15 protein-coding genes and 1 pseudogene are annotated in these 12,873 nt (G+C 56.4%); 10 read left to right on the plus strand and 6 right to left on the minus strand.

The features are described 5' to 3' along the window. Positions 1-63: 63 nt before the first annotated feature. On the plus strand, positions 64-423 hold the full coding sequence (locus RLDS_RS50385; protein WP_021228051.1) for a hypothetical protein: 360 nt from the start codon (positions 64-66) through the stop codon (positions 421-423). Further along, on the plus strand, positions 423-1,496 hold the full coding sequence (locus tag RLDS_RS55550; protein ID WP_084514968.1) for a collagen-like domain-containing protein: 1,074 nt from the start codon (positions 423-425) through the stop codon (positions 1,494-1,496). The genes RLDS_RS50385 and RLDS_RS55550 overlap by 1 nt, the downstream gene beginning before the upstream one ends. Here RLDS_RS55550 and RLDS_RS50395 read toward each other — a convergent pair. Next, a pseudogene (locus RLDS_RS50395) lies at positions 1,493-2,669 on the minus strand (IS3 family transposase). The gene RLDS_RS55550 and the pseudogene RLDS_RS50395 overlap by 4 nt on opposite strands. Positions 2,670-2,819: 150 nt before the next feature. Here RLDS_RS50395 and RLDS_RS50405 point away from each other — a divergent pair. The 3 genes from RLDS_RS50405 to RLDS_RS56400 are packed head-to-tail and all read left to right on the plus strand — an operon-like array spanning position 2,820 to position 3,776. Beyond that, the gene (locus tag RLDS_RS50405) at positions 2,820-3,386 is read left to right on the plus strand and encodes a hypothetical protein (RefSeq protein WP_021228054.1); all 567 of its coding nucleotides are present in this window, start codon (positions 2,820-2,822) and stop codon (positions 3,384-3,386) included. Positions 3,387-3,420: 34 nt separating this feature from the next. Continuing rightward, positions 3,421-3,606: a hypothetical protein gene (locus RLDS_RS50410; protein ID WP_031298945.1), complete on the plus strand. Its 186-nt coding sequence runs from the start codon at positions 3,421-3,423 to the stop codon at positions 3,604-3,606. Further along, positions 3,606-3,776, plus strand: coding sequence for a hypothetical protein (locus RLDS_RS56400; protein WP_021228056.1), 171 nt, complete (start codon positions 3,606-3,608; stop codon positions 3,774-3,776). The genes RLDS_RS50410 and RLDS_RS56400 overlap by 1 nt, the downstream gene beginning before the upstream one ends. Before the next feature lie 142 nt (positions 3,777-3,918). On the opposite strand, the gene RLDS_RS55555 is transcribed toward RLDS_RS56400, so the two are convergent. The 3 genes from RLDS_RS55555 to RLDS_RS50430 form a co-directional block, all read right to left on the minus strand. Continuing rightward, a protein-coding gene (locus RLDS_RS55555; protein ID WP_152528122.1) for an IS5 family transposase occupies positions 3,919-4,676 on the minus strand; the annotation gives its coding sequence in 2 pieces (ribosomal slippage) (positions 3,919-4,337 and positions 4,337-4,676; 759 coding nt in all). Between the two features lie 304 nt (positions 4,677-4,980). Beyond that, positions 4,981-5,547 (minus strand): NUMOD3 domain-containing DNA-binding protein, encoded by a 567-nt coding sequence (locus RLDS_RS50425; RefSeq protein ID WP_021228057.1) that lies wholly within the window; start codon positions 5,545-5,547, stop codon positions 4,981-4,983. A gap of 760 nt (positions 5,548-6,307) precedes the next feature. Continuing rightward, positions 6,308-7,681, minus strand: coding sequence for a hypothetical protein (locus RLDS_RS50430; protein WP_021228058.1), 1,374 nt, complete (start codon positions 7,679-7,681; stop codon positions 6,308-6,310). 52 nt (positions 7,682-7,733) lie between these two features. Between RLDS_RS50430 and RLDS_RS50435 the strand changes: the two genes are divergently transcribed. Both RLDS_RS50435 and RLDS_RS50440 read left to right on the plus strand, forming a co-directional pair. After that, entirely contained in the window at positions 7,734-9,293 is a 1,560-nt protein-coding gene (locus tag RLDS_RS50435; protein ID WP_021228059.1) for a hypothetical protein, read from the plus strand. Continuing rightward, positions 9,293-10,237: a hypothetical protein gene (locus tag RLDS_RS50440; RefSeq protein WP_021228060.1), complete on the plus strand. Its 945-nt coding sequence runs from the start codon at positions 9,293-9,295 to the stop codon at positions 10,235-10,237. Before RLDS_RS50435 ends, RLDS_RS50440 begins: the two co-directional genes overlap by 1 nt. Positions 10,238-10,345: 108 nt before the next feature. On the opposite strand, the gene RLDS_RS50445 is transcribed toward RLDS_RS50440, so the two are convergent. Further along, positions 10,346-10,771 (minus strand): D-Ala-D-Ala carboxypeptidase family metallohydrolase, encoded by a 426-nt coding sequence (locus RLDS_RS50445; RefSeq protein WP_021228061.1) that lies wholly within the window; start codon positions 10,769-10,771, stop codon positions 10,346-10,348. Between the two features lie 131 nt (positions 10,772-10,902). Here RLDS_RS50445 and RLDS_RS50450 point away from each other — a divergent pair, with 131 nt between their 5' ends. Together RLDS_RS50450 and RLDS_RS50455 are read left to right on the plus strand one after the other, a co-directional pair. Then, entirely contained in the window at positions 10,903-11,670 is a 768-nt protein-coding gene (locus tag RLDS_RS50450; protein WP_152528130.1) for a hypothetical protein, read from the plus strand. Positions 11,671-11,704: 34 nt separating this feature from the next. Continuing rightward, positions 11,705-11,971 carry a hypothetical protein gene (locus RLDS_RS50455; RefSeq protein WP_021228063.1) on the plus strand — a complete coding sequence of 89 codons (267 nt, stop codon included), beginning with the start codon at positions 11,705-11,707 and terminating at the stop codon, positions 11,969-11,971. A gap of 89 nt (positions 11,972-12,060) precedes the next feature. Here the strand turns inward: RLDS_RS50455 and RLDS_RS56130 are convergent, their stop codons facing one another. After that, a complete protein-coding gene (locus RLDS_RS56130) occupies positions 12,061-12,492 on the minus strand; it encodes a hypothetical protein (protein WP_152528131.1) in 432 nt (143 codons plus the stop codon). Between the two features lie 158 nt (positions 12,493-12,650). On the opposite strand from RLDS_RS56130, the gene RLDS_RS57320 reads away from it, so the two are divergent. Then, positions 12,651-12,842 (plus strand): DUF6771 family protein, encoded by a 192-nt coding sequence (locus RLDS_RS57320; RefSeq protein ID WP_031298947.1) that lies wholly within the window; start codon positions 12,651-12,653, stop codon positions 12,840-12,842. The last annotated feature ends 31 nt before the right edge of the window (positions 12,843-12,873 follow it).

The following is a 12,873-nucleotide window of genomic DNA, read 5'->3' on the forward strand; positions in this document are numbered from 1 at the left end:
AGTCTGCTGGAACGGTCCTCCAACTAAATATCCGAACAAAATGGTTCGGATAGGAGGTCCGCTTTGGCAGACATTGTCGATATTGAGATCAGCTATATTCCTACGCTTAGTAGGTCGAATATCGCCTACAAAGACGTGATCGGCGTTGTCGTGAAGGAAAGTGGCGATCCGGTTGATTTCACCGTTCAAGAGGCGGTCCTAAGCATCAGCACAAATGAGCGATCCAAGCTGCTACTGACCTTGGGCAACGGCTTAACTTGGAACGACGAAATCAAAGCCCTGACAGTTGTCATCTTAAACGAACAAATGAGTTTCGTTAGGGAAGACACGCAGTTCGACTACCACATCTCAGTTTCGTGGTCGTCCAACCAGCTTATGACAACTCTCAGAAAAGGAACCGTAACAGCGGTCAGGGAGTCCTAATGACAACAGAAATCGGAACAACCGATCTATCAGATGAAGTTATCACCAGCACGGTCGCCATTGATCTTGGCGTAATTCCCATTCCCGGTCCCAAAGGCGATCAGGGCGATACTGGTCCTGCTGGTCCGTCCGGTGACGCTGGCCCCGCCGGTCCAACTGGCACAGCCGGTCCTAAGGGTGACAAAGGTGACAAGGGCGACACCGGCAATGTTGGTGCTACTGGCCCCGCTGGTGCGACCGGCGCTGTTGGTCCGAAAGGCGACAAGGGAGACATTGGCGAGCGAGGACTACAGGGCTTGCCCGGTGCAACCGGCGCAACTGGTCCGCGTGGTGAGCGTGGCGAAACTGGTGCGACCGGCGCAGCATCTACAGTCCCCGGCCCTACTGGTCCTGCTGGGGCAACCGGCGCGACCGGAGCGAAGGGCGACAAAGGTGATCGCGGCGATACCGGCCTGAACGGCCCGCAAGGTCAGAAGGGTGACACTGGCGCGACCGGCCCTGCCGGTGCTGCTTCCACTGTTGCGGGTCCACAGGGACCAAAGGGCGATACCGGCGATACTGGCCCGGTCGGTCCTGTTGGCCCTGCTGGTGCCGCTTCTACGGTGCCGGGTCCGAAAGGCGACAAGGGGGATACGGGTGCTGCTGGCACTCCCGGCGTTCCCGGCCCTGCTGGCACCGATGTTGCGGACTTCTATGTCGAAGACCTGACCATCAAACTGGAAATGAGCAACGGCTCTGTCTGGGAGGCATTTCTTCCAGCGGGTAGCGGCGGCGAAGGCACTCCCGGTCAAGATGGCATCGGGATCACAAGTGTGAGCATCGACGGCAACGGCCATCTGCTCGTCAATTTGACCGATGGCAGCGTGATTGACGCGGGTGTCGTGAGGGGCGCCGACGGCGCTGCTGGCGCGACCGGCGCACAAGGTCCGAAAGGCGACACCGGCAATGTTGGCGCTGCTGGTGCTGATGGCGCAGCCGGTGCAACTGGTCCGAAGGGTGACAAAGGCGATAAGGGCGATACCGGCGACACTGGACTGATCTGCCCCCACCGAGTGGACCGATTGGTTTGTTAGTGCATTAAGCTCATCGCCGCCATATCCGGACGGAGGTGGAGCGAAGCGGAACCGGAGGCCGATATGGCGGTGTCGCCGTTTCTGGTGCCGGTGGCCGATAGCCAAGACTGCTGTGCGGGCGGACGGTGTTGTAATGCCGCCGCCAGGCTTCGATCAGCACCCTGGCCTCGGCGAGGCTGTAGAAGATTTCACCATTGAGCAGTTCGTCGCGCAGCGACCCATTGAAGCTTTCATTATAGCCATTCTCCCATGGCGATCCCGGCGCGATGTAGAGCGTCTTCACGCCGATCTGCCGCAGCCATTGCTGGACGGCATTGGCGATAAATTCGGCGCCATTATCTGACCGTATATGTGCAGGCGGGCCGCGCGAGATGAACAGGTCCGCCAAGGCCGCCAGCACATCCTCATGTTTGAGCTGTCGCGCAACGATAAGCGCCAGACATTCCCTGCTGGCCTCGTCGATGATCGTCAGGATGCGGAACTTGCGGCCGTCATGCGTGCGCCCCTCGACGAAGTCATAGGCCCACACATGCCCAGGATACTCAGGCCGCAGGCGGATGCATGATCCGTCGTTGAGCCATAGACGCCCGCGTTTGGGCTGGCGCTGCGGCACCTTGAGCCCTTCGCGCCGCCATATCCGCTCGACCCGTTTATGGTTCACCGTCCACCCCGCATGGCACAGCAACGCCGTGACCCGGCGGTAGCCGTAACGACCATATTGCTTTGCCAAGGCGATGATGTCCTCCGTCAGCGCCTGTTCGTCATCCGCCCCACGCGGCACTTTACGCTGTGTCGATCGATGCTGCCCTAGAACCCGGCATATCCGTCGCTCGGATAGCCGGACTGGCAGATCCCGTCGTATATGATCGATGCAGCGCCGTCGCCGCGCGGGGCTCAGAAGTTTCCCCGTGCAGCTTCCTGCAATATCAGCTTGTCCAGCGTCAGGTCCGAGATCGCCCGGCGCAGCCGTTGGTTTTCCTTCTCCAGATCCTTCATCCGCCGTGCCTGGTCGGTCTTCAGCCCGCCATATTCCTTGCGCCAGCGATAATAGGTCTGCTCACTGACCCCGATCCGACGGCAGGCTTCGGCGGTCGAAGCCCCCTGCGCCAGCACGATCTCAATTTCACGCAGCTTGCCGATGATCTCTTCCGGCTTGTGCTTCTTGCTCGGCATTCAATGTCCCTTTCGCGGTCCAGACTATCATAGTCTCTGGGCCACTCAGCGGGGGGCAGATCAGGACCACAGGGGCCGGTCGGTCCTGCTGGCCCTGCCGGAACTGGCGGCGGTGGATCGGGCAAGCCATGGTATTTCGATCCGCCCCTAGTGAGCCAATTCACTTTCTCCAGCGGTGACGCGAACCAGCTTACCGTCGCAGACGATGCCGACGTTGGCTTGATGGTGAAAAGCGGTCCTGCCCCGGCTGGCGGTGACGTTAGCCGCATCGGCTACAGGACGCTGACCAACAAGGCGCTGGATTGGGACGTAATGATCCACGCGCCTATCACGATGAACGACAGCAGCTATCAGAAGGCTGGCCTGTTCCTCATGGATAGCGTCGGCGGTCGCCTAACGGTGTGTGGCCAGAACAACGAATATGCGCCGTTCGGCGTCATCCATTTCAACAGTATGACCAGCTACGGCGGTGGTCTGGATATGCACAACTTCTCGTTGCAGCCGACATTCTACCGCGCCTCCTGCGTGGGTTCGACGCTGACCTACTATTGCAGTCATGATGGCAAAAACTGGCTCCAAGTGGGCCAGACCGGCATCACCGACTTTCTGAACAATCGCCCCGATAGGATTGGCTTCGGCTTCAATATCGCAAGCAATCCGTCTCTGCCGTCGATCATGACGATTGACTGCTTCAAGCTAACTGGCCCGGCTGTTTAAGGGCCAGCAAAAACATAAGAATGGGGGTGTCGCCGTGAAGGCCAAAACAAAGAAAATGGTGGCCGGGGTATTCGGCTTTTTGGGTAGGTCGGTCGTTTGGTTGGCGAAGAACCCAGCCACACAGGCCATCGTTGCAACCGTCGTGAAGCACAGGGTCAAGAGCGGCGTTGCCGCTACCCTGATCGTCGCTACCTACGAAGCGTTCGCGGGGAACCTGTGATGATCGACAATCCAATCAAATTCGCTGGCGACGTTGTGAATGGCGCGATGGCGTTCGGTGCGATGTTCACCCTCAACGAGTGGGCCGCCATCTTGTCGATCTGCTGGTGGGTGTATCGCTTCGGCGACGAGTTCTACCAAAAGCGAAAGCGCAGCAAGGCCGCCGAATAAGGAAAAGCCCGGTCAAATCGACCGGGCTTTATATATCACTTAGAATTGCATCGTTGTTTTCATCGTCATGGACATGCCCGCAGCGTGAAGGCGCGGCGCTCGCTTGATTGCCGCCATCACATTTTTTAGGGTTGAGACTCAATCAGAGCCAGAAGGCCAGCGCGGTGACAAGGGCTACGCCTGACAGGAAGTTGTCGGCGAGTTTGTCGTAGCGTGTGGCGACGCGGCGGAAATCCTTGATGCGGCAGAAGGCGTTCTCGATGAGATGTCGGCCTCGATAGCGTTGCTGATCGTAGCGAATGGCACGCTTGCGGTTACGCCTGCCGGGGATGACCGGGCTGGTGCCGTTGTCTCGCAGGGCCTTGCGCAAGCTGTTGGCATCGTAGCCCTTATCACCAAGCAGGTAGCGCATGCGGCCCGCGCGTTCGAGCAGCGCCGGGGCGGCCTTCACGTCGCTGACATTGCCGGCGGTAAGCATCAGCGCGTAGGGGCGACCGAGCACATCGGTCAGGGCATGGACCTTGGTTGTCCAGCCACCGCGAGAACGCCCGATCGCCTGCGTCTGGCGCCCCCTTTTCCCCCGAACGCCGAGCGCTGGGCCTTGATGTAGGTGCTGTCGATCGCGGTACTCTTCGTGACCGCGCCCGCTTCAGTCAGCGTGTCGAGCAACTTCGTCCAGAAGCCCCGCCGCGACCAGCGGTTGAAGCGGTTGTAGATCGTTGTCGAAGGCCCGTAGTCCGCCGGGCAATCGCACCAGCGGCAACCAGACTTCAGCACGTGGAAGATGCCCGAAATTACCCGCCGATCATCGACGCGCCGTGCTCCAGGCTGGTTCTTTGGCAAGTGCGGTTCGATCGCCAGCCAGGCTTCGTCCGACAACCAGAACAGCGAGCGCGACATCGACAGGGCCTCCCTCCATTGTGGAAGCCCATTGAATCAACCTATGCACATACTTTCAAGAGGCTGATTGGGTTTTAACCCTAGTCCCCTACCACGCGATGGTTCTCGCCCATTCTTCAGTATCGCAATCAGTTGTCCTTCGATGCGAACAAGGTGATGGCGCTTACCGGCTTCAATTGACCAGTTCAGGCCAGTTCGCTCCAAAGCCCCTTTGATTACCGTCATCGTTGTGTTTTTCACTTTTTGTCCCTTAACCGGCAGAATTGCCGATCTCAGACCGGCAGGGACAATCTCATTTTTTATGTTAGGCAGGCAGATTATCTGAGCCAGCTTTCTCTGCCCTTTTCCGCGCCCAATATGCCTTTGCGCCTTCTGAGCGGGCCAGCTTACCAGCCTCGTCCATTGGTCCTTTCGACACGCCTTTGCAGCTTGCCGCGATCTTAGCGCGGTGTTCATCTGACTTCGGCTTGCCCTTGGTGCTGTCGCTGATCCGCGCCTTGCTCATGTCGGAATGCTTATCGCCCTTCTTCATACGGCAATCGAACAGCGATTTTCCGCGAGTGCAGATTTGCATGTTCTGGGCGGTGCGAATGTCCTCCTGTGTGGCAGCAAAGCTAATCGGGCTTAGGACATATCCGTTCAGGTTCGGGTCGTCCTTGGTGGACTTGCGATTGCGATAGTAAAGGATTTCGTTGTCTGCCCACTCTTCCAGTGTGCGGAGGCGACGACGGCCCCATAGGTTCAGGAATTCACCGAATGACAGTAGGAAGGTCTTTCCATAGCCTTCCTGACGCTTTTTGGCCTTGTTGTACCAGCCTTCAAGGTAGGCGAGAACATCGGGGCGAACGTCTGATGGTGTGATGACTTTCATTTGTGATGCTCCATTCAAAAAAGAACCCTGAGGGAGCATCACCAACCCCAGGGTTCTCACCGATCGCCTTGCTCTGTGCAGACGTAACCGGAAAACTCTAAAAACGCTTTGTGTGATGCTCTGCGTTCGATCTATTTATCGGATGGGCTTCAAAACCGGCATCAAACGGGATTGGCGTATGCCCTGCCTTCCTCGCTACAATCTCACTATGCTGCCAATGGACTTCTGCTGTCACTATTGATTTTGACTGCTGAGCAATCTCTTGAAGTGATGTAAGTCCTAGTGGATTGGATGCTCTGGATGGCAGAGAAGTGAAGTAACCCCTCTATATAATAAGGGCATATCGGACATGACTTAACTGAGAAGTGAAGTAACACTATCTACTCCGTAGGAGTATATAGCGTCCTTTCCACCTCCCAACTAAATCACATCCGACACTACCGCATCGCGCGGTTTCTCCGCACTTCTTCGCGTTCGCTCAGAAGTCCGTCGAACCCGGCTTTGCAGTTCCTGAATAGCTCGTTGAGCGGGTGCTTCGCTCACCCATTGTCTGCGACGCCCATTGTCCTGCGGACGGCCAACGCTCCGCTTTTGTCTGGCTCGGCTTCGCCTCGGAACTCGCCGTTCGGGCAGAGAGAAATGGGCGACTTAGGGAAACGGGCTGACGCGGTCATATAGCGCAAATCCGCTCCATCCTGATATGTCCATGCGCTTGGGGCTACATGAACACGCCGCTATCGCGTTGGGCTTCTATGACTGCTCATGCAGCGCGAGAACGCACCGGCGCTTGCCACTTATCCATCCAATTGCGTCCCCATACCTTCGCCGTTGCTGCGCCATTCGGCATCGCGAACAACTGCCTGACACCCTCGACCTTTGAACTGACCGACACCGGGCTTAACGTTGGATCGTAGATCAGCGGGGTCTCTTCATAGAAGTTGTCCTGCACCTCAGTATGGGCGAGAACCAGCGCCTGCGTATTGTGCAAAATCCCAAGGGCATGGACGGTCATGTGGCCCTTGCCGTTCGGGTCGAGATCCACCAGCGATAGATTGCGAGCAATATAGGTGTCCGCCAATCCGCGCCGCCGCTGATCCCCTTCGACGCGCTCCTGCAATACCTCATCCATCACGTCCGCAAGTGGGCGCGTGCCTCGTCCAAAGCGCGACAGGAGTTCCGATACTGCAACCGTCTGCGTTGCCCATCCGTGCGCAGAAATCGTGTGGCCAAGAATAAGCTGACCATTGACCGCTGCCGTCGTGGCGCTCGCTGCGTCATAGCTGATTTGGAATTGCGGATAGCCCAGCTTGCGCACTTCCTGCTGGATCGCCGTCAACACGCAGCCCATTTCCAACTTGGCCGTGCCGAGAACATGGAGCCATCCGACATTTTCAAGGATGCCGTCATTGTGCATGTCGAGCAGGCGAGCAACGATCATGCTTGGGCAGCTTTGATGCGCAGATGCGAATGCCCAGCCCTGAAACGGATAGTGTTTTACAGCCTCATACCAATGTTTGCTCTCAGTATGGTTCCGGCCTTGCAGAACATTAAGGAGCCGGGTTTTGCCGGGGACGCGCAACTGCACGAAGCGATCATTATTCTGACACGTCATCGTCAGGCAGGCGTGGAAGCCTTCGCTCAGACCAGTAGCGCGGGCGGCGGAGGCCAAATCAATGCCCTCGCCTTTTAATTCGTCCACCCAACTGTCGATGCGGCCAGAATTGTCGGTGCCGGTTGGGAAGTCCAAGCCCATCGACCAGTCGGCCATATTTTCAAGCCAATTCAGCATGAGTGCGGGCGTGTCGTCGGTATATTCAAAGCCTGCTGCGCCACTGGCAATCTGGTAGCCGCCGCTATCACCAAGGACAATTGTGGCGTGGCGATCCCGCGCCATCACCATGTCGGGCTTCGGCACGGCAAGCGTCTTGGGATTGACCTGTCCTGCGCTGAACAGCGTGAACGGATAGTGCCATGGCGCTGTCGGATTGAGATAGTCGAGGTCATCAGGGGACAGAACAGCAGGGTCAATATGCGCGAACGCACCGCGCTTTGCTTCACTGATTAGCGCAGTGCTGATGGCCGGAAAAAACAAGGCCCGATCTCTCGCAAGCCATTCAGATCGGGTCATTTGCATTTCGGAAACTCTTTAGCGGCTAAAAAATCTGCATGAACCATCGGGGGAATCTGTGAACGCACAAACCGACCCTTCGGCAATTGCCGAAGCTAATCCGACCGCAAGCCTTAACGCCCAGTTTAAAAAGGTGCGGAATGCTGCAATTGCTTCCGAAAGTGCGGAAGATGTTGCCGGATACAAACTGAACGACGCGCTTTCTGCCCTCTATGAGTTCGGTGAAAACGTGCTGGGTTCGACCACGGCGCCCGATGAAGATACCTATCTGCTCTTCCTCAAATCGAACGACGTGAAGATCAACGCAGTAAAGCGGCGCAATCCGTATGTGGCGCTGACCCAGCTCGCGTTCGTGACGTCCAGCCCGTCGCTTCGCAGCCAGCGCGCAAAGGTGCTGGCCTTCGCTCGCCAAACCTGCGTTCCCGTATCCGACTTCGGACAGTGGATTGATGAGGAAGGCGGATTGAAGGGCCGCCTCAAGGAAGCGGTCAAGTTCTTCAGCGGAACGGCCCACACAAACAATGAACGGGAACGCGCCAGCCGTCTGGATCGTGCAAAGGACTACCTCAACCACCTTCCATCGCTTGCTGATTTCAACATCGCCGGCTTGCCGGATGGCTTCGCTATCGTCCTCGCCCGCGTTGTCGATGGTCAGGCGCAAGCGGTAAACGTTCTCGCGCATGAAACGCATGAGATTGCCAAGCTGGAGGCAGCAATCACGCCGTTTGACCCTGCTGGCCCTGCTCGCCGCCGCCTGCTGTCCACCCTGCCGCTTGGGCAGCTTTGGCGAGCAATCGACGCGATCTTCCTTGCCACCGCCCCCAAGCAGCAGGCTCATGTCCGTAGCATCGCGATAAGGAACACACTGCGCGGCATCGAGCCGATTTGCGAAGTGCTATCTGTGTCCGCCGCTCGCGACGAAGCCACCGCCGTCGTGGAAATCGCTGGCCACATCGGCGCATTGCCGCTCGATGAGTATTTCATACTTTATTCGGCGGTGAAGGAAAAAGAGGCGGGCTACGGGTTCGACTGTGCCGCTGAGCTATTCCATTCTGCATTTGCTGAGCATCATAACTGGAATCTGCAAGGCACGGCGCTGAGTGCCGATGACCTCTCGTTCCCAATCACCCTTACGCAGCTACCGCCGTCACACTCATTCCGTGTGGCAGACCGCCTCGCCGCAACTGCAAAAACGTTCAGCGTCACGCAGGATGGAGCTAAGGCGCTGATGGCGTATATAGATGCGGAGACAACGAAGACCGCCCCAACACGCGGGGCAAAGCAGGCTGTATCGCTCCCTGAGTTGATGGAAATGGAAGACGCTAACGGCGAGTTTCATTTGCGCTGCATCGGTTCGGCCGATGACGTGGTGATCGGCACGACAACACATGCTCTTGAACCGGAAATCCGCGATCTTGCCTATGCTGACATGCTCCGACTGGCGAAGGCGATGGTCGCCTATGAGGTCGATGCAGACGGCTGTTTCATGGACGGACAGACCGACGATGCCTGCGCAGAGTTCGTAATAACACTGGATACTGACAAGCTGACCGTAACGATCCCGACTCGCTCTGGCGAAGCCCGCAGCCGCTTCCGCGTTCCGTTGGAGGCTGCATAATGCTGATTGCTCGCTCGGACTGGAAGCCATTGCTGGAGGAAATCCGCAATGGCCTCCGCGACGTTTCCACGGTTCCCACCAATCAGCCTCATGACGCCGCTCGCCATTCTGCGAACCGGGCAGAGTTCGACAAGCTATTGCAGTGGGCGCGCGATTTACGGTTTAACGAAGAGGCGACCGATGATGAGGTCTGGCAATCCATCAACGTGCATCCATACTTTGCGTTCGTATCGCCGCCGAACAGCGACAGCTTGGACAAAGCAAGGCAATACCTATCCGACTATCGGGAACTGGCACAGCCGGGTTGGATCAAAAGCGCACAGGCGCAAAAATACCTCAACGATCCGACAGCTTATTCGAACACCAAAAAGTCGAAACTGCCAGCTATCATTGCAGCGGCTACAAACCTGTTCAATCGGCAACGTCTGAACAATCAGCGGCCCCTAGTCGATATTCTGGTGCCGAAGTTGCATCGGAGTTTTTCGCCAGACGATCTTCGCGCCATTCATCGCAAGCTGAAAGCTGAACTTGGCTACGGTCCGGTGACACGGTTTCACCTGATGATGGATTTGGGCCTGCCGGTTGTGAAGCCGGATAAGATGCTGATCCGCACTATCGTGCGCCTTGGCCTAATGACGCACAGCGGCGACAAGCTAAACCGTAAGCCTATTCCGCTTAGGATAGATTCTGAGATCGCCTCGGCGCTTGGTCAGGACGACGCGTTCACATGGGAGTTGCAAGACTTGCTGAACGATATGTCGCGGGAAACGGAAATCCCGATGCGCGAAATTGACCTTTTGTTCTGCAAGATGGGAATGGACCCAAGCGAGGAAGAGGGCCGCCCATTCACGATCTGCGACGCAAAGCCAAACTGCAAAGTCTGCACAGCCCATAGGTTTTGCACATATGGCCAGAAACACCAGCCGATGAAGAAGGCTGCATGAGCAAAAAGCCCCAGCCGATTTAGGCGGCTGGGGCTTCTCTTTTAGGAGTCAACTTACAAGACTGAGCAGCCCCGATGGAGCGTCCTGTTCGTTAATTGTATTTATGCCTCACTTGCCCACTAGGCCCGACTTATACGCCCCGCCCCACCAGCTTAGGACTTGCTGGCGCATACGCGGGTCGAAGCTGATATGAACCCAGCGGTTTTTCTCCATGATAAGCTGATCGAACTTGATGCCCGACGCGACGATTGCGCGGCAGATCGCCATGGGATCACCGAACGCAGGACAGACGAAATCAACAGCGTATCCCAGCGCATGGGCAGACGTTGGAGAACCACCAACTTTGCGATTAACCGCTGCGCTGCGGAACCCGCTATTCACGCGGATTGAGCTTCCTAGCAGCTTCCTGACTGCATCCATGGCCTGAGCCGTGTTGGTCAGAATGGCAAGCTGTTGATTGTTTGGAGTGTTGTTCAGGCCCGTTGACGTCGTGGTCATTTCGGCCAGCGAGAAGTAACTAGATAGCTTTGTCATGCTGATAGTTATCGACTTCTATCAACGGACCATCCTTTGACACTGCTTTCCTTATGAAGCCGGTTTTGACGCTTTCTGCGTAAATATATTGACGGCAGAAAACTGCTGCGAACCGCTTTTAGGAGAGCAACATGATCCAGCAATACCTTACCCGCTTTGACAGAACTCGTGTGGGATACAGCCTAGTCGATACCTATCACGCAGACTGGAACCCGACTTCACATCACGATAACGGAGGTCAGACCTACGACATTGCGGGATACCTATTTGGCGCAGTAACGTTGATGAAGGATCGCCCAACCGAACCCAAGGCATGGGGCTTCGGCAGCTATGTCGGAAAGAAGGGCAGCGAGAACACCAGCGACAATTGGCGCGAAACACGCACCATCAAGCTAGAATATCACACCAAAGATCGACCACAGAAACGCAGGGAGTTGCATGAGGCCGCCGAAAGGCTCGGCTACGCGCATTGCGTCTTCGATAGCAGCGACCGCTATGGCGCCCCTACAGTCGCAATCATCCTGCCCCTCACCGAAGCGATCAATGAAGGCCGTTATGCCCGCTTGGCGACCGTCTTTGCATTTGAGTTGGACCACTGGCGCGCAGTCGATGGCTATTCCTCAATGACCCATCTGGCTCATGTGGACCAAGACTGCGTGATCGAAACGTTTGAGGGCGCGGTGATCTCGCCCAGCGCGAAGATCAAGGAGACGAAGAACCTCTATCAGAACATCAATCCAAAGCACTTTTGCGCCGCTGGCCCGAAAGCGGCGGTCCACTTGGTCGAACCGATCTTCACCAGCCACGACGGCCTATTTGAGTGGACGGCCACTGCTACGGAAACCGCGCAGATGACCGCTGACAGTCTGCTGGCGTCCATCGGCGTGAGACTGGACTGATAAGTAGAACAAACGGGATCAAGGAGAGGCAAATATGTCCACAGATGCAAACGGCGATGTTTATCGCATTCCAGAGGGCGAGAACCAGAAGGGCAAGCCCAACTACTTTTTTGAAGCCGACAAGGCGATTGGCGAAGCCGCGATCATGCTCGACAAGGTGTATAGCCTGACAACCAAGCGCGAGGAGTTCGTGACCGTCAACATCGACCCGGCGCTGGATAAGGTCATTGCGCTGCTCAACACGGCAGTCGAACTGGTCGAGAAGGCCCGCGCAGCCGACAAGGAAGCGACCGACGCATAAATATCACGTCCTCGCGAAAGGGTTCGGATAACGTTGGAAACCCGGTGGCCCAGATGGTCGCCGGGTTTTCGTATGAGCAACCGACGCTTTCAAGTTAATGGAGCGTACCCAAGATGGCGGAGTTGAGCAACGTAATCAACATCGCGCATTCTAACTCTCGATGCTTCTATGGCTCCGCACAGCTGAAAGCTAAACCTGATCAGGCCAAAAACAGGTAGTACAGCCAACAGAGCATAAAGACCTACACCGTCAATCACATCTGCCCCAAGCAGCACCGCACCTATCAAAAAAGCACCGCCACCATAATAAAATAATACAGACATGAAATGTGAAAATACAAACCATGCCTTTCCAAATCCAGATTTTAAATCCCATTCAGTAACACGATCAGAGTTGTTATTTAAAATGCCACAACGATGGCATTTTACAAATGGCTGACCGATACCAGAATACTCTCTAACATAACCGGATGTCAGACTTTTTTTACAACCACCACACTTTTGATTGACATAAACCCCCACCACTTCACTCCCATTCCACGCTTATCCAATCCAATGCACGTAGCCTCACCGCTAGGTCCATTCAATGCGACATTGCCTTTTATGCCTAAATTCCCGCGTTCTGAGCCACCGCATAAAAACGGTTGCACTGTTCTTCTTTTGTTCCATACCCTGTTCGCATGAACCAGCCTGATTCTCTCTGGCTCGCGCAGAGCCTATTAAGCGCGCCCGGTTGGGCGAGAGTGGCACTGACTGCACCGAACGAAAGGCTGCGAGAGAACGCCGCACTTGAACTAGCGCAGAGCATACTTGCCGCTTGGGACCGCCAGCCAACCATGCCCGATGCTCGGCAGATGACCTTCCCGCTTTGACGTGGGTGCAAACACGACGCTGCGCAATCTA

The sequence above is a fragment of the Sphingobium lactosutens DS20 genome (genome assembly GCF_000445105.1).
Taxonomy (GTDB): Bacteria; Pseudomonadota; Alphaproteobacteria; order Sphingomonadales; family Sphingomonadaceae; genus Sphingobium; species Sphingobium lactosutens.